This is a genomic window from Bradyrhizobium sp. CCBAU 45389, from assembly GCF_028128625.1.
In the GTDB taxonomy this organism is placed as follows: domain Bacteria; phylum Pseudomonadota; class Alphaproteobacteria; order Rhizobiales; family Xanthobacteraceae; genus Bradyrhizobium; species Bradyrhizobium liaoningense_B.
The window spans coordinates 779454-795856 of record NZ_LBIY01000002.1; the positions used below are offsets into that span (position 1 = coordinate 779454).

Annotated in this window: 16 protein-coding genes and 1 riboswitch; of the genes, 3 read left to right on the forward strand and 13 right to left on the reverse strand. The window is 67.8% G+C overall.

Going from position 1 to position 16403, the window contains the following annotated elements; all coding sequences use genetic code 11:
* Genes cobA through cbiT form a run of 5 tightly spaced genes read right to left on the reverse strand, consistent with a single transcriptional unit; the run spans window position 1 to window position 4364 of the window.
* Window positions 1-732 carry a uroporphyrinogen-III C-methyltransferase gene (gene cobA, locus XH79_RS03385; RefSeq protein ID WP_271580657.1) on the reverse strand — a complete coding sequence of 244 codons (732 nt, stop codon included), beginning with the start codon at window positions 730-732 and terminating at the stop codon, window positions 1-3.
* On the reverse strand, window positions 729-2039 hold the full coding sequence (locus tag XH79_RS03390; protein ID WP_271580658.1) for a cobyrinate a,c-diamide synthase: 1311 nt from the start codon (window positions 2037-2039) through the stop codon (window positions 729-731). Before XH79_RS03390 ends, cobA begins: the two co-directional genes overlap by 4 nt.
* Window positions 2039-2821 carry a precorrin-4 C(11)-methyltransferase gene (gene cobM, locus XH79_RS03395; RefSeq protein ID WP_271580659.1) on the reverse strand — a complete coding sequence of 261 codons (783 nt, stop codon included), beginning with the start codon at window positions 2819-2821 and terminating at the stop codon, window positions 2039-2041. The genes XH79_RS03390 and cobM overlap by 1 nt, the downstream gene beginning before the upstream one ends.
* Window positions 2818-3186: a cobalamin biosynthesis protein gene (locus tag XH79_RS03400; RefSeq protein WP_271580660.1), complete on the reverse strand. Its 369-nt coding sequence runs from the start codon at window positions 3184-3186 to the stop codon at window positions 2818-2820. Before XH79_RS03400 ends, cobM begins: the two co-directional genes overlap by 4 nt.
* The gene (gene cbiT, locus XH79_RS03405) at window positions 3183-4364 is read right to left on the reverse strand and encodes a precorrin-6Y C5,15-methyltransferase (decarboxylating) subunit CbiT (RefSeq protein WP_271580733.1); all 1182 of its coding nucleotides are present in this window, start codon (window positions 4362-4364) and stop codon (window positions 3183-3185) included. The genes XH79_RS03400 and cbiT overlap by 4 nt, the downstream gene beginning before the upstream one ends.
* Before the next feature lie 10 nt (window positions 4365-4374).
* On the opposite strand from cbiT, the gene XH79_RS03410 reads away from it, so the two are divergent.
* Window positions 4375-5121 carry a cobalt-precorrin-6A reductase gene (locus XH79_RS03410; protein ID WP_271580734.1) on the forward strand — a complete coding sequence of 249 codons (747 nt, stop codon included), beginning with the start codon at window positions 4375-4377 and terminating at the stop codon, window positions 5119-5121.
* Here the strand turns inward: XH79_RS03410 and cobJ are convergent.
* From cobJ to XH79_RS03445, 7 genes are read right to left on the reverse strand one after another with little or no spacing between them, the layout of a single operon-like run.
* Window positions 5097-5831: a precorrin-3B C(17)-methyltransferase gene (gene cobJ, locus XH79_RS03415; RefSeq protein ID WP_271580661.1), complete on the reverse strand. Its 735-nt coding sequence runs from the start codon at window positions 5829-5831 to the stop codon at window positions 5097-5099. The genes XH79_RS03410 and cobJ overlap by 25 nt on opposite strands.
* On the reverse strand, window positions 5828-6559 hold the full coding sequence (locus tag XH79_RS03420) for a precorrin-2 C(20)-methyltransferase (protein ID WP_212344231.1): 732 nt from the start codon (window positions 6557-6559) through the stop codon (window positions 5828-5830). The genes cobJ and XH79_RS03420 overlap by 4 nt, the downstream gene beginning before the upstream one ends.
* A gap of 2 nt (window positions 6560-6561) precedes the next feature.
* A complete protein-coding gene (locus XH79_RS03425) occupies window positions 6562-7191 on the reverse strand; it encodes a precorrin-8X methylmutase (protein ID WP_271580662.1) in 630 nt (209 codons plus the stop codon).
* Window positions 7191-8354 (reverse strand): precorrin-3B synthase, encoded by a 1164-nt coding sequence (cobG, locus tag XH79_RS03430; RefSeq protein WP_271580663.1) that lies wholly within the window; start codon window positions 8352-8354, stop codon window positions 7191-7193. Before cobG ends, XH79_RS03425 begins: the two co-directional genes overlap by 1 nt.
* On the reverse strand, window positions 8351-11599 hold the full coding sequence (gene cobN / locus XH79_RS03435; protein ID WP_271580664.1) for a cobaltochelatase subunit CobN: 3249 nt from the start codon (window positions 11597-11599) through the stop codon (window positions 8351-8353). Before cobN ends, cobG begins: the two co-directional genes overlap by 4 nt.
* Entirely contained in the window at window positions 11599-12633 is a 1035-nt protein-coding gene (gene cobW, locus XH79_RS03440; RefSeq protein ID WP_271580665.1) for a cobalamin biosynthesis protein CobW, read from the reverse strand. The genes cobN and cobW overlap by 1 nt, the downstream gene beginning before the upstream one ends.
* Complete coding sequence (locus XH79_RS03445) at window positions 12630-13004, reverse strand: DUF1636 family protein (protein WP_027558954.1); 375 nt, start codon at window positions 13002-13004, stop codon at window positions 12630-12632. Before XH79_RS03445 ends, cobW begins: the two co-directional genes overlap by 4 nt.
* A gap of 94 nt (window positions 13005-13098) precedes the next feature.
* Window positions 13099-13318, reverse strand: a riboswitch (cobalamin riboswitch).
* 40 nt (window positions 13319-13358) lie between these two features.
* Between XH79_RS03445 and cobO the strand changes: the two genes are divergently transcribed.
* Together cobO and XH79_RS03455 are read left to right on the forward strand one after the other, a co-directional pair.
* A complete protein-coding gene (gene cobO, locus XH79_RS03450; RefSeq protein WP_271580666.1) occupies window positions 13359-13994 on the forward strand; it encodes a cob(I)yrinic acid a,c-diamide adenosyltransferase in 636 nt (211 codons plus the stop codon).
* A gap of 5 nt (window positions 13995-13999) precedes the next feature.
* The gene (locus XH79_RS03455) at window positions 14000-15448 is read left to right on the forward strand and encodes a cobyric acid synthase (RefSeq protein WP_271580667.1); all 1449 of its coding nucleotides are present in this window, start codon (window positions 14000-14002) and stop codon (window positions 15446-15448) included.
* Here XH79_RS03455 and cobD read toward each other — a convergent pair.
* Window positions 15437-16402 carry a threonine-phosphate decarboxylase CobD gene (gene cobD / locus XH79_RS03460; protein WP_271580668.1) on the reverse strand — a complete coding sequence of 322 codons (966 nt, stop codon included), beginning with the start codon at window positions 16400-16402 and terminating at the stop codon, window positions 15437-15439. The two genes, XH79_RS03455 and cobD, sit on opposite strands and share 12 nt — an antisense overlap.
* Window position 16403 lies beyond the last annotated feature (1 nt).

A 16403-nucleotide genomic window follows, 5' to 3' on the forward strand; every position in this document is an offset into this window, starting at 1 on the left:
TCATGATGGATATTCCCCCGCCAGCGCGCCAAACAGGATGACGGCGGCCGTCGAAGCCGCCCCACCCCGTGCAAGCTGCTCGGCAAGCTCGGCAATCGTGGTGCGGACCAGCCGTTCGTCGGATCGGCCGAGGGATTCGGCGAACAGCGCCGGGGTGGTTGGTGCGAGGCCGTGGGCGATCAATTTTGCGGCAAGCGCCGGAAAGGTGCGCCGGCCCATGTAGACGACAGTGGTCGCTTCAGGGTCGGCCAGCGCCGCCCAGTTCAGGTTTGGCGGCAGCTCGCCCGTGACATCGGCCCCGGTCACGAACTGCACGCGGCGCGAGGTGTGCCGCCGGGTCAGCGGAATCCCCGCCTGCGCCGCGGCGACGCAAGCCGAGGTGACGCCGGGAACGATCTCGTAGCCGATGCCGGCCTCGCGCAGCGTCTCCAGCTCCTCCTCGAGCCGGCCGAATATCCCGGCATCGCCGGACTTCAGTCGCACGACGCGCGCGCCTGTGACGGCGTAGTCGACCAGCAGGCGGTTGACATGGTGCTGCTTGGTCGAGGGCCGCCCGGCCCGCTTTCCCACCGCGACGAGATTGGCGCCGGGCCGGGCGAGATCGAGGATCGCGCCGGATGCGAGGTCGTCATAGAGCACAACGTCGGCCTCGCGCAGCCGCGTGGCGCCCTTCACGGTGAGGAGCTCGGGATCACCGGGGCCGGCGGAGATGAAGGAGACGAAACCGCTCACCGGTCCTCCGCGATCAGATGGAAGAAAGTGCCGGTGGCACGGCCGCGCTGCGAGCCGGTCTCGGCGATGACCGCGCCCGTTGCATCATGCACGACCGCCAGCGGCGTATCGGGCTGGGCAAGGATGGTCGAATAGTGGAACTCATGACCGCGCAAGCGCGCGCCCGCCTGATGCCCCGGCATAGGCGCCGCGAGGGCGGCAAGACGATAGCCCAGATGCATGCGGCGTTTGGCAAAGCTCGTCTCCAGGCCAAGCAGACCCGTCATCTCATGACGAACACCGTCGGCGTCGGTGAGGCCTGCGCCCAGCACCATATAGCCTCCGCACTCGCCGTGCACCGGCCGCGTCTCGGCGAACGAGCGCAGGCCGGTGCGAAACCGCGTATTGGCCGCGATCTTTCCTGCGTGAAGCTCGGGATAGCCGCCGGGCAACCAGCAAACGTCGGCGCTCGTATCAGGGCCTTCATCGGCGAGCGGCGAGAATGTCGTGATTTCGGCGCCCGCCGCGCGCCAGGCTTCCAGCATGTGCGGATAGACGAAGGAAAACGCGGCGTCGCGGGCGAGCGCGATGCGCTGGCCGGGCGGCGTCACGTTCAGGCCATTCGCGGCAGGTTGCGGCGACCAGCCGGCGGCCGCTCGCAACACCGCGTCGAGATCGACGTGCTCGGCAACAAAGCGCGCGGCCTCGTCGATCAGCTTGCCGATCTCGGCCTGCTCCTCCGCCTGCACGAGGCCGAGATGCCGCTTCGGCAGGCTGATCTCCGCGTGCCGCGGCAGCGCACCGAACACGGCAATGCCGGCATCGTTGAGCGCACTCCGCACCAGGTCTTCGTGGCGCGGGCTGGCGACGCGATTGAGCACGACGCCGGCAAGGCGCACGCCCGGGCGATAGTCGCGAAGGCCTGCGGCGATCGCAGCCGCCGTCTGCGCCTGCCCCGATGGATCGATCACCAGCACCACCGGCCAGCCCAGCATCTCCGCGATGTCGGCCGAAGCACCGGTGCCGGACACGCCACGCGCGGCGACGCCGTCGAACAGACCCATCGAGCCTTCGGCGAGGACGATATCGGCATCCGTGCCGCGGCTGACGAGATGCGCGATCGTTCCGCGGTCCATCGCCCAGCTATCGACGTTGACAGAGGCTCGTCCCGTGGCGGCCGCGTGGAATGCGGGATCAATATAGTCAGGCCCGCTCTTGAAGCACTGCACCTCGAGGCCACGATTGCGCCAAGCGCGCGCGAGCGCCAGCGTCAGTGTGGTCTTGCCGACGCCGGAGGCTGGCGCGGAGATGACAAGGCCCGCCGGCATTAGGAGACCTCCGGAAAGCGCGGCTCGGCGCCGATTGGCCGATAGCGGCGGTCGTAGTCGGCGGCATAAAGGCGGCTCTCGTCGAAATCTGCCGAGCCAAGGGTCTTGCCGACCAGGATCAGCGCGGTGCGCTCCATCTCGGTACCAACGGCGGCATTCAGCGTCGCCAGCGTCGCGCGCACGACACGCTGCTCCGGCCAGCTCGCGCGCCAGACGATGGCGACGGGACAGTCCGCGCCGTAATGCGGGGTGAGCTCGGCGATGACCTGGCCGAGCAGATGGATCGAGAGGTGGATCGCGAGCACCGCGCCGGTCGCGGCGAAGGCGGCGAGCTTCTCGCCCTCAGGCATCGCGCTGGCGCGGCCTGGCGTGCGCGTCAGCACCACCGTCTGGGCAAGACCGGGCAAAGTCAGCTCGACCTCCAGCGCTGCCGCAGCAGCGGAGAACGAGGGAACGCCGGGCGTCACCGAATAGGGAATGCCGCGCGCGCGCAGGCGGCGGAGCTGCTCGCCCATCGCCGACCAGATCGAGAGATCGCCGGAATGCAGCCGCGCGACGTCCTTGCCCTCCGCATGCGCGGCAGCGATCTCGGCAATGATCTCGTCGAGCGACAGCGGCGCGGTGTTGACGATGCGCGCGCCGGGCGGGCAATGCGCCAGCACGCCTTCGGGAACCAGCGAGCCGGCATAGAGACAGACCGGACAGGCCGCGATCAAGTCGCGGCCGCGCAGCGTCAGCAAATCGGGAGCGCCGGGCCCGGCGCCGATGAAATGCACGGTCATGGGCCGTCTCCTTCCGCGATCGCGGCGGTGGCCGTGCGGTCCCTCGAGACCACGCGCATCGCAATCAGTCGCGCGCGAGGGCCGGCTGCGGCGAGCGCCGCAGCTTCGGCAACTGATCCCGTGCCGAACTTCTCCGCGATGAGCTTCGATTGCGTGAGCGTGTCGATGCCGGCCAGCGTCTCGGCCGGAACGGCCTTGATCGGCACACCGCATTCTTGCGCGAGTTGCTTCAGGGCCTCGGCATCAGCTTTGTCGCTGACGGTCGCCACTGCCGCAAGCCCTTCGGGACCGCCGGCGGCCAGAAGCGCTTCGCGCAGCGAAGCCAGCGTGACATCCTTCTTGAACCCGAGTCCGGCGACCTTCATCGGACTACACTCCACTGCACCACCGGGCGTGCCGCTTCCCAGGAGCGATAGCCGCCGAGCGGCGCAGCATGCGCGATCTCGACTCGCATCAGCTCGCCGCCGTGGCGTTGGTGCAATTCGCCGAGCAGCGCTTCCGTCTCCAGCGTCACGGAATGTGCAACCAGCCGCGCCCCCGGCGCGAGCCGCGACCAGATGGCGTCGAACATCGCGCTATCGAGACCGCCACCGATGAAGACGGCGTCCGGCGCGTCCAGCGCAGCGAGAGCGTCGGGCGCTTTCCCTTCAACAACAGTGATCCGGTGCGCCAGCCCGAACGCTGCCGCATTCCTGCGGATATTCGCGGCGCGATCCTCTCGCGCTTCGACGGCGGTCGCCGTTCCACCGCATAGCGCCCATTCCACCGAGATCGAACCCGAGCCCGCGCCGATGTCCCACAATCGCTCGCCGGAGCGCGGCGCCAGCGTCGAGAGCGCCATTGCGCGCACCGGCCGCTTGGTGATCTGGCCGTCATGGACGAAGAGATCGTCTGACAGTCCCGAGCTGCGGGGCAGACCTTGTGCGCCCTTCGCCTCGACGGCGACTGCGACCAGGTTTCCGGCGAGACCACCGGCAAAACTGTTAGCGCGATATTCCCCGATGCTCTCGCGCGGCCCGCCGAGCGCAGCGAGCGTCCAGAAGGACGAGGCGCCCCATCCCCGCTCACTCAGCCATGCTGCGAAGTCACCTGCCGCTTTCCCATCACGCACGAGGCAAATGATGCGCGCACCATTCGCAAGATGCGGCACGAGACGCTCGAATGGCGCGGCGTGCAGGCCGAGGCAAACGGCGGATTCGAGTCGCCAGCCCAGCCGCGCGGCCGCAAGCGAAAACGTCGACGGAGCGGAGTGCGCGATCCACTCGCCGGTCTGCAGCTTCTCGGCAAGGCTCGCGCCGGCGCCATGCCAGAACGGATCACCGGATGCCAGCACCACCGTCGGCCTGCCGCGGCAGCTCAGCACGACATCCGCATCGAACGGCACCGGCCATGGACGGCCGCGGCCGCCCACGTCTGCCAGAGCGAGATGACGTTCACCACCGAAGACGGTTTCAGCCCTCACAAGCGCCTTTCGGCTTGCGTCGGACAGCCCGGCAAGGCCATCTTCGCCGATACCGATGATGGTCAGCCAGGGATCAGCCAAGGAATTAGCCATGACGCGCGCCCTCATTCTGGGCGGAACGGCCGATGCGAGCCTGCTCGCCGCGGAGATCGCGCATGCGCGCGTCGATGCCGTCTACTCCTATGGCGGCCGCACCCGCGCGCCCGCCGACCAGCCGCTGCCGACCCGCATCGGCGGTTTTGGCGGCGCGAGCGGGCTTGCCGATTACATCCGCCGCGAAGGCATCACGCACGTTATCGACGCGACGCACCCTTTCGCTGCCGAGATGAGCCGCAATGCGGTTGCGGCGTGCGCCGAAGCCGGTACGCCGTTGATCGCGCTCGAACGCATGCCATGGGACAGGACGCAAGGCGACAACTGGATCGAGGTCGCGGACGTCGACGCGGCGGTCGCCGCGCTGCCCGAGACGCCCGCACACGTCTTTCTCGCCATCGGTCGCCAGCATATCGCTCCGTTCGCAACCAAGCCGCAGCATACCTACACGCTGCGCTTCGTCGATTCTCCCGAAGCGCCCCTGCCCTTCCCGGCTGACGTGATCGTGTCCCGCGGGCCGTTCACCCTCGAAGGTGAGCTCGAGATGATGCGCGCACGCGGCATCGCATGGATCGTCGCCCGCAATTCCGGCGGCGACGGCGCGCGCGCCAAGATCGACGCGGCCCGTACGCTCGGCCTGCCCGTGGTCATGATCTCGCGACCAGAACTGCCCGAGCGTCCGCGCGTCGAAAGCGTCACTGAAGTGATGCAGTGGCTCGGTCATTCAACCCGCCTCGGTGCATAGACCCAGCGGCCGACGCGGCGTGTCTGCGAATTTCCGACGATCACCAGCGTGCGCATATCTGCCATCTCGGGCCGCGCCTCGTTCAGCGTCACGGTCTCGATTGTCTCGTCGGCAGCGCTGACCGCGCGCGCGAAGATCACGAGCCGTTCGCCGCAACCGGCATCCTTGAGTAGCGCCAGCGCGCGTCCAAAACCCTCCGGCCGGCTTGCCGAACGGGGGTTGTACATCGCAATCGAAAAATCGGCTTCCGCCGCGAGCCGCAGCCGTTTCTCGATCACGGCCCAGGGCTTGAGATTGTCGGAGAGATTGATCGCACAGAAGTCGTGACCGAGCGGCGCACCCGCGCGTGCAGCCGCCGCCAGCATCGCCGTGATGCCCGGCAGCACGCGGATCGGCAGCGCCTGCCATTGCGGCACCTGTTCGAGCGCCTCGAACACGGCGGACGCCATCGCGAAGACGCCGGGGTCGCCTGAGGAGACGACGACGACCTGACCGCCTTCGGCGGCCAGACGCAACGCCTCGCGCGCGCGTTGCAGCTCTTCGCGGTTGTCGGAGGGGTGCAGCGTGAGACCTGGTCGCGGCGGCACGCGCGCAACATAAGGCGCATAGCCCAAAATATCGGTCGCGGAGGCGAGCGCGGCGGAAACCTCAGGCGTTACCAGCGCGTCGCTGCCCGGGCCAAGACCCGCAATGGTCAGCGTGCCCGTCATTCGGCCGCGTCCAGATGCCGTCCCTTGCCGTGCACCAGCACGATCGCGAAATAGGGACAATCTGCGGCATCGACCTCCGCGAGCCGCACCACGCGCTCGCCCGGCATGGTGCCACGCTCGACCAGCCAGGCGTCTTCAAGCCGACCGGCGGATGCGAGCGCGCGGCGTACTTTCGCAAGATTGCGGCCGGTCTTCATGACGACCAGCGCATCGGAATCGCGCATGCGGCGTTCGAGGTCGTCTTCGGGAAGCGTCCCCATCAGCACCGTCGTCACGTCGTCACCGAGGGCGATCGGCTGGCCGACGCCATTCCAGCAGCCAACCATGCCGGGAATGCCGGCAATCACCTCGATCTCGACACGCCCCTGCAGGCGCATGTGCAGATGCATGAAGGAGCCGTAGAAATAGGGATCGCCCTCGCACAGCACGACGACGTCGACCGCGCGCGCCAGCCGCGCCAAGCGCTCGGCCCATTCGTCGTAGAAGCCGGCGAGCAGCTGGACGTATTCGGGGCTGTCGAAAGCAATCTCCGTGGTGACCGGATATTCCATGGGATATTCGGTGACGTCGGAGGCGAGCATGCCCTCGACGATACGGCGCGCCTGGCCAGGCCGACCCTTCTTGCGGAAATACGCAACGTGCTGCGCGGCGCGCACGGTGCGGTCGGCGCGCACGCTCATCAGATCGGGATCACCGGGGCCGAGGCCGCAACATATGATGCGTCCCATCGCTATTCGCTCCGGCTCGCCAGCCCGTTCACGGCGGCCACCGTGATCGCCGAACCGCCGAGGCGGCCCTCGACCGTCAGCGTCGCGACCTTCGGATCGGCCATCAGCGCCGCCTTGGACTCGGCTGCACCGACGAAGCCGACCGGGCAGCCGATAATCGCCGCCGGCCGCGGACAGTTTTGGTCCTCCAGCATGTTGAGGAGATGGAACAGCGCTGTCGGTGCGTTGCCGATCGCAACAATCGCGCCATCGAGATGCGGCCGCCACAGCTCCAGCGCCGCGGCCGAGCGGGTGTTGCGCATGGATTGCGCCAGCGACGGAACGGAGGGATCGCCGAGCGTGCAGATCACGGCATTGTCCGCCGGCAGTCTCGCCCGCGTGATTCCTTCCGAGACCATGCGCGCATCGCACAGGATCGGCGCGCCCTTCTGCAGGGCGGCGCGCGCGGCGGTCGCCATGCCTGGCGTGAAGCGAATATGCGCTTCGAGGCCGACCATGCCGGCGGCATGGATCATCCGCACGACGACCTGCTCCTCATCGGGCGTGAAGCGGGCAAGGTCGGCTTCTGCGCGAATGGTCGCAAAGGACTGCCGGTAGATCGCGGCGCCATCGGTCTCGTAAACATGCGGCATCAATGCCCTCCCATCAGGATGGAGGGATTACCGACGATATCATCGCGGTTCAGCCCACGCAGAACGGGCTCGTCGCGCGTCGACCCGCTGCGCACGAGATCGAATCCTGCGCCAGTCGCGACCAGCGTGATCGCAGCAGTGCCGGAATGCGCACATCCCTTGGCGCAGCCGGAAACGTGAAGCCGCGCGGCCGCACCGATGTTCGGCGCAAGCGCGGCCGCCAGCGCGCGGGTGTCGGCGTGGGCCTCGCGACAGCGCGGCGCACCGCTGCAGGCGATGACGCGCAGCGCCGGATCGTAGGCCTCGGTGATGAGGCCGGCCGCGGTCGGCATCGTGCGCTTGTCTTCGCTCAAGACCATCCGCCACGGCGTCATCCGCAGCGCATGTCCACAATCGGCAAACTGGTTGAGCGTGGCATGGGGCAATTGCCCGAACGCGACGCCGACCATCGCGCCCTGCGGATAGAGGCCGGGGCGCGCCGCGGCCATGATCGGTGCCGGCTCGGCCTCGCCGCGCAGCGCCCTGGGCAAGATTGCGCCGGCGGCCAGATGCGCCGCCATGCGCCCTCGCCCGCCAGTGGCGCCGCCTGACATCACGAACCAGTTTGCAAGCGCGAGCGCAGCGGTCACGGCCTCGCCGCGCGCGACGGATCGGCCGAGCTCGGCGCCATTGGCCCGCACCAGCAGCCCGCCGGCCCGGTCGCGCTCGATCCGCACATCCGCGGAATCGCCGGCAAGCACGCGCGAGGTGCCGTCATCGACGGCGAAGCCGAACTTGGTCGGAAGCGCGAGCGCGCACGCCTCGAGCGCCGCTTCGAGCTCGGCGACAATCGCCTGGGTCTCGTCGCCCGCGCGCCAGAACGGTGTCACCAGGATATTGCGCCGGGATTCGGTTTCGGGGTCCGGATCGAGCAGCGCCAGTTGCGCGAGCCCGTCGACCAGCAGCCCGTGGCTGCTTTCACTGACGCCCCTGATCTGGAGATTGGCGCGGCTGGTCACGTCGATCAGGCCGTTGCCATGGCGTTCGGCCAGATGGGCAAGTCCGGAGATCTGCGCCGCATCGAGCCGACCGCCGAACGGCCGCACGCGGACGACGAGTCCGTCGCCCGATTGCATCGGCCGCAGCGCACCGGGGCACCAGCCCTTGACCATAGCCGCGCTCATGACGCCTCCCGGAGTGCAGCCGCGATCGAATTGCGGCGCGTTCGCCAGAGTGAAGCCTCATGCAAGCGGGTGAAGCAGGTCTCCATCGCGGCAAGTGCCGCCGGATTCTCGCGGGCCATGAACGCGCTGACGTCCTCGTTGCCCAGTGTCGCGTCATAATAGAGATCGAACAGATGCGGCGGCACGGCGCCGGCCAGATGGGCGAAGGCTGCCATATGCTCGAGCGTCGCGGTGATCTCGGCGGCGCCGCGAAAACCATGGCGCATCATGCCGGCGATCCAGGCCGGATTGGCGGCGCGCGCGCGAACCACGCGCGAGATCTCCTCGGTCAGCGTCCGCGCATGCGGCTGGTCGGGGCGCGTTGCGTCGAGATGATAGAGCGACGGCGCGGTCCCGCCGAGCTGTGCCGCGGCGGCCGCAATCCCCGCTTCATGCGCGGCGTAGTCGGCCGCGAGCAGCAGATCGGTTTCCGGCAAGTCCTGGACGTGGACAAAAGCATCGGCCGACGCGAGGCGCGTCTCGATGCCGGCTCGATCCGGCTTAATCTCGCCATCGGCGGAGAACGCCCAGGACGATGCCGACAGCCAAGCCTCGCCGGCCGCTTCGCGCGTCTCCGGCGTGAAGGCATCCGGGATCGCCGACAGGCCGACGCCGTATTGTCCGGGACGCGGCGCGAACACGCGCGACGCACGCTGGCGATACGGATTCTCCTCGCCCTCGTCGTCGCGCGCCGCGAGCGCCTCGGCAGCGGCCTCGAACAATTGCGCAAGCCCTGCAAAGACATCGCGAAACAGGCCAGATACGCGCAGGGTGACATCAATGCGGGGACGGCCGAGCTCGGCGGGCGCGATGATGTCGTAACCGGTGACGCGGCCGGAAGCGTGATCCCAGCGCGGCGCGAGGCCTGCCAGATGCAGCGCCATCGCAAATTCCTCGCCCGCGGTGCGCATTGTCGCCGAACCCCAGAGATCGACGACGAGCCCCTTCGGCCAGTCGCCGTGATCCTGCAGATGGCGCCGCAGCAGCTCTTCGGCGAGTTTTATCCCCTGCGCGTGCGCCGACGGGGTCGGCACCGCGCGGGGATCGACGGCGAAGAGATTGCGTCCCGTGGGCAGCACGTCCTGACGGCCGCGATAAGGCGAGCCCGACGGCCCCGGCGCGACTCGCTGTCCTGCGAGCGCAGCACGCAGGGCGTCGCGCTCCGCATCGCCACAGGCGCCGCGGCCAAACACGTGCAGGCCGTCGCCGAACTGGCTCTCCTTGAGATCGCAGACGAAGCGGTCGATGCGCGGGATCGCTTCGGCCGGTGCAGCAGAAGCATCCAGGCCAAGATCGTCTTCAAGGCCGGCTGCACGCGCCTCGTCGCGGATTGCCGCGATCAAACGCTGCCGGCGGGCTGGATCCAGACCATCGGCGGTCGAATATTCGTCAAGGAGCCGTTCGAGCCGACGCAGGCCTTCCGGCACGGCGGATTTTTCGAGCGGCGGCGGCAGATGGCCAATCGTGACGGCGCCGATGCGCCGCTTGGCCTGCGCGGCCTCGCCGGGATCGTTGACGATGAAGGGATAGATGATTGGGAGATCGCCGATCAGGGCTTCCGGCCAGCAGGCTGGAGACAGCGCCACCGATTTTCCGGGCAGCCATTCCAGCGTGCCATGTGCGCCCATGTGCACGACGGCATCAATCCCCTGCCCGCGGAGCCAGAGATAGAACGCGACATAGCCATGGCGCGGCGTGCGGGCGAGATCGTGATAATCGGCATCGCGCGAGGTGGCATCGCCGCGCTCCGGCTGGACCGCGATGATCGAGTTGCCGCAAGTGATGGCCGCGAAGTGAAACGCGCCGTCGCGGCAACTCGGATCAGTCTCCGGCGAGCCCCAGGCTTGCGCGAGATCATCCTGCAGCGATTGCGGCAGGCGCGCGAGCGCGGCGCGATAGTCGGCGACGCTCCAGGTCAATCGCTGCTTGAGCAGCGTATCGCCGAGTGCATGGATCGGCGCGACGCCGAAGCCGGCTTCCGCGAGATCGGATACCAGGGCCTCGACCGAAGCCAGCGCATCAAGACCGACCGCATGTGCGATCTGGTGCGGCCGGCCCGGATAGTTCGAGAGCACGATCGCCACACGCTTCTCGGCGGCAGGCTTCTCCGCAAGGTGCCGCCAGGCCGCGACGCGCGCGGCCACAGCCTTTACGCGCGCCTCATCGGGCCGGTGCGCCAAATGCGAAAACTGTAGATCCGGATCACGCACCGCGGCGGACTTGAAACTCACCACGCCCGTGAACACGCGGCCATCGACCTCGGGCAGCACCACATGCATCGCGAGATCGCCGGGCGAAAGGCCGCGCAGCGAGTCCGCCCAGTCTTCGCGACGCGCCGTGGAAAGCGCGACCTGGAAGACCGGACACAATGCAGCATCGAACGGCGTCGTGCCGCCGTCGCCAACCGCGGAAAACGCCGTCGCATTGACGATCGCAGCCGCCGGATTTTGCGCGAGATACGCGCCCAGCCAATCCGCAACGCCCGCGGCCTTCAACGAGGTGACGAACACGCCATGCGCGTCAAAACCCTTTTCGCGCAACGCGGCGATGAGGGCATCGACGGGGCCGGTGTCGGCAGCGGTGAGATAGGAGCGATAAAACGTCACCAGCGCGCGCGGCTTTCCCTCGCCCGGCGCCGGCGCCGCAATGACACCGCGCGCAGGATCGTAAAAGCCCATCTCGGGCACCGTCATCTCGCCGACGACCGGGCCTGCATAAAGCCCCGAGGCCAGCGCGAGCTGCGCGATCGCGGCTTGCGCCGCGACCGGGCCGCCGGTGTCGCAGAGCACCTTCAGCCGGCGCAGCGTCGAAACCGGCAGGGTCGAGTAGGCATCGAGCCTGACGTCGTCGCGACCATCGGCCGGCAGCACGGCCAGCACGATGCCGCGATCCTTGGCGAGTTGCTGCAGGGCCGCGAGCCCGTACGGCCAATAGGACTCGCCGCCGATCAGGCGCACCAGGATGCCGCGCGCCTGCGACAGCGTGCGCTCGATATAGGTATCGACCGACAGCGGATGACGCAGCTCCGCGAGATTGGCGAGCCGCAGCGACGGCAGGCCGTCGCGACCACGCCGCCAGCCGGCCGCAAACGCGGCAAGGTCGGAATCCGAGTACGAGAGCACCACGAGATCGGCCGGGTCCTGGCCGATGTCCCTTGGCGTCGCGGTCTCCTCCAGACCGCGGCTCTCGCGGAAGACGACGTGCATCAGATACCTAGTCCTGACCTGATCGCGGCCTCGTCGATGTCGCCATGCTCGCCGATCACGACGAGCTTTGACTGCCTGAGACCCGCGCCCCAGGGCTTGTCGAACTGGTGGCGCACGCGCTCGCCCACCGCCTGCAGCAACAGGCGCATCGGCTTGCCGGCGACCGCGATATAGCCCTTGGCGCGCAGCACGTTCTGCTCGCGCGCCAGACGCTGAACGGAAGCGACCAGCCCATCGACATCGGCAACCTCCGGAAGATCGATCACGACGGAGGCGAAATCATCGTGCTCGTGCTCCTCCTCGCCATCATGATGCGAGGGACGCGCGGCCAGATCGTTCTCGGCGGCGGCGCCGAGGCCAAGGATCACGCGCGCATCGATCGCACCGTCAGTCACGGGCAACATCGGCACGCGGCGCGGCATCTCGGCCGTGATTACAGCCTTCGCAGCTTCAATGCCGGCACTGCCGGCGAGATCCGCCTTGGTCAGCAGCACGATGTCGGCGCAGGCGATCTGATCCTCGAACACTTCCGATAACGGCGTCTCGTGGTCGAGATTTTCGTCCGCTGCGCGCTGCGCCTCGACGGCCGCCGGATCGGGCGCGAAGCGGCCGGCGGCCACAGCCTCGGCGTCGGCCAGCGCGATCACGCCGTCGACCGTGATCCGCGAGCGGATCTCCGGCCAGTCGAACGCCTTCAGCAGCGGCTTTGGCAGCGCAAGGCCCGAGGTCTCGATCAGGATGTGATCGGGCCGCACGGGGCGCGCCAGCAATTGCTCCATGGTCGGAATGAAATCGTCGGCCACGGTGCAGCAGATGCAGCCATTGGCGAGCTCGACGATGTTCTCCTCGGGGCAATTGGCGTCGGCGCAGGATTTGAGGATCTCGCCGTCGACGCCCTCGCTGCCGAACTCGTTGACGAGCACCGCGAGCTTCTTGCCGTTGGGATTGCTGAGCAGATGCTGAATCAGCGTCGTCTTGCCGGAACCGAGAAACCCCGTGACCACCGTAACAGGGACTTTTGCGAGCGAGTTCATTCGGCGGCCTCCGGCAACACGGCAATGGGGGGAATGCGGGCAAGCGACTGCTTGCGGAAGATTTCGGGACGGCTGCGCCAGGGCACGAGGCCGTCGGGCGCGGCCGCATAGGCTGCGGCACCCGCGACGACGTCCTGCGCATTCGCATCCGACAGGCGGCCATAGACATAGGACCAGCGGCCGGGCGCGCTGAGCGCGACCGAGCAGCCCTGGCTGCATGCGGACAGGCATTCGACGGGAACCACATTGACGCCCTCGGGCACGCCCGCCTCGAGGATCGCACCATGCAGGCGCTTGCCGGGCGTCGTCTCGCCCTCGCCCAGCGTCTGGCCGGCGCGGCAGGTGATGCAGACGTGAAGTGTGACGGTCATCGCCTCTTCCAGAATAAACGGCGGAGGCGAAGAGGCCCACGAACCGTCTTGCGAGGGCCCGCTTCCCCGTCGCGGAACACCCCGTCCGCCGGTCCAAAACTCGTCCGCGCTGGCAGGTCTCCCGGCTTGCGGAGCAGGGTTTTGCCCTTCGATCCCCGCCTTCCCGATCCCCGTGGGAATCAGTGGCTTCGGGCATCTCTCCGGTCACGGTCGCGGGGGCGGCTGCATTTTGGGCCCAAATCTTGCCGATTCGGACCCTATCGCATTCCCTCTTCGCCTGTCATAGGACAGGAACCAACGCCGGGCCACCATTTGCCCCCGGCCGCCTCTTGTCAAGCCGAAGGACCCCATCCGATGACGCCTGATCCGGATACCCAAACGGCCGAGGAAACCGACGCCCGGCACGCCCAGAAGATGGCGAAGAAGAAGGCCGCCCGCGACAAGATCATGGCGACCAAGAGCGGCGAAAAGGGCCTCATCATCGTCCACACCGGCGCGGGCAAGGGCAAATCCTCCTCCGCCTTCGGCATGATCGTCCGCTGCGTCGCCCACGGCTTCCCCTGCGCGGTCGTGCAGTTCATCAAGGGCGCCTGGGACACCGGCGAGCGGCGCCTGCTCACCGGCCATTTCGGCGACCTCTGTCAGTTCCACGCGATGGGCGAAGGTTTTACCTGGGAGACGCAGGACCGCGCCCGCGACATCGCCGCCGCGCGCGCCGGCTGGGAGAAGGCCAAGGAGCTGATCCTCGATTCGAACTTGCGCATGGTCGTGCTCGACGAGATCAACATCGCGCTGCGCTACGATTATCTCGACATCGCGGAGGTGGTCGACTTCCTGACGACCTCGAAGCCGCCGATGACGCATGTCGTGCTCACCGGGCGCAACGCCAAGGACGAGTTGATCGAGATCGCCGATCTCGTCACCGAGATGACGCTGGTGAAGCATCCCTTCCGCTCCGGCATCAAGGCGCAGGCCGGCGTCGAGTTCTGAATTCGATGGCGCGCGCATTGATGATCCAGGGGGCCGGCTCGGACGTGGGCAAATCGCTCATCGTGGCCGGCCTCGCGCGTGCCTTCACGCGGCGGGCCTTGCGCGTGCTTCCGTTCAAGCCGCAGAACATGTCGAACAATGCGGCCGTCACGGTCGATGGCGGCGAGATCGGTCGCGCCCAGGCGCTGCAGGCGCTTGCCGCCGGCGTCGAGCCGCACACGGACATGAACCCGGTGCTGCTCAAGCCCGAGACCGATGTCGGCGCACAGGTCGTCGTCCACGGCAAACGCATTGCGACCGCGCGTGCGCGCGAATATGCGGCGATGAAGCCGTCGCTGATGGGTGCGGTGATCGAGAGCTTTGAGCGGCTGAAGGCGCGATCTGATCTGGTGCTGGTCGAAGGCGCCGGCAGTCCGGCCGAGGTCAACCTGCGCAAGGCCGACATCGCCAATATGGGCTTTGCTCGCAAGGCGGATGTCCCCGTCGTGCTGGTCGGCGACATCGACCGCGGCGGCGTCATCGCCCAGCTCGTCGGCATCAGGACGGTGATCGATCCTGAAGATGCTGCGATGATTCAGGGTTTTGTCATCAACAAGTTCCGCGGCGATCCCACGCTGTTCGATGATGGCTACAGACTGATCGAGGCGAAAACATCGTGGCGCGGCTTTGGCGTGCTGCCCTGGTTTCCGCGTGCCGGCGAGCTGCCGGCCGAGGACGCGCTGGGCCTGAGCGACGCGCGCAAGCCGGGCCGCTGCAAGATCGCGTGCCTGGCGCTGTCGCGGATTGCCAATTTCGACGATCTCGATCCACTCAAGCTCGAGCCTGGCGTCGATCTCATCATGGTGCGTCCGGGCGAGCCGATCCCCGGCGATGTCCGTCTCGTCATCATCCCCGGCTCAAAATCCACGCGCGGCGATCTCGCCTTCCTGCGCGCGCAGGGCTGGGACATCGATCTCATGGCGCATCACCGCCGCGGCGGCCATGTGCTCGGCCTCTGCGGCGGCTATCAGATGCTCGGGCGCAGCGTTTCCGACCCTGAGGGCATCGAAGGCCCTGCGGGCGACACACCGGGCCTCGGACTTCTCGATGTCGAGACCGTGATGAGCCCGCAGAAGACGCTGACGCGCGCCACGGCCGTGCACGCCGCGACCGATCAGCCGATCCAAGCCTACGAAATCCACATCGGCCGCACCGACGGGCCGGATCGCGCGCGTCCGTTCGCCAGCCTGAACGGCGAGCCGGAAGGCGCGATCTCGCACGATGGGCGCGTGCAGGGCAGCTACTTGCACGGCCTCTTCACCTCGGACGATTTTCGCAAAGCGTATTTGGCAAAGCTCGACATTCCCGCGGGCGAAGAGCCATATCACGCCCGGGTCGAGAGCGCGCTCGATGCGCTCGCCGACCACATCGAAAAGCATCTCGACGTCGAAGGCCTGCTCGCGCTAGCGCGCTAGAACCTCGGCAAGGCGCGACCATTCGGCTTCGTTGCCTGGAAGCCCGAGCCGCAGCCATGTCGGCTCTTTCGCGAAGACGCGCGACCAGATATGGGCGCGCGCGAGCTTGTCCTGTGCAGTCAACGCGTCGGGCGTCTCGTAAAGACGAAACAGCGGCGTGCCGCCAATCAGCGACCAGCCTTGCGACTGTACCATCGCGTCGAGCCGTATGCTGTCGCGCACAAGCCGCGCCGTTGTCGCCTCGGCCCAGGCATCGTCAAACAATGCGCGGCAGCCGATGGCGATCGCCGCTCCCGAGATCGGCCATGGGCCCGATGCCGCCGCGAGCTTGCCGACATCGGCGGCATTGCCGATCGCGAATCCAAGCCGCAGGCCGGCCAACCCGTAAAACTTGCCGAAGGAGCGCAGGATCAGCAGTCTCGGCCGATCTGCCTCCGGCGCGAGCGACAGATGCGGAACGACGTCGGCGAAACTCTCGTCGACGACGAGACGGCCGACGCGCGGCAGCAGTGCGAGCAAATCATTGGGCGTATGGCAGCGGCCATCGGGATTGTTGGGATTGACGATGATGGCGAGGTCCGCGCCTGCCAATGCCTCGAAGTCCCTGACCTCCTCGACATCCCAGCCCGTAGCCGAGAGGACCCCGGCATATTCGTTGTAGGTCGGTGCGAGAATGCGAGCGCGGCCGCACGGCGCGAGTTGCGGCAAGAGTTGAATGGCGGCTTGCGCACCGCCCATCGCGACGAGTGGTGCGCTCGTGCGATAGGCGTGCCGCGCCGCCTGATGCAACGCATCGATCTCAGCCCGCGACGGCAGCGCGCTCCAGGCGCGCATGCTCACCTCGCCCACCGGATAAGGCACCCGGTTGATCCCGGTCGACAGATCGATCCAGTCCTCGGCGCGGCCGCCAAACCGCTGCTGGGCCAGATCGAGATTTCCACCGTGCTCGCGCATG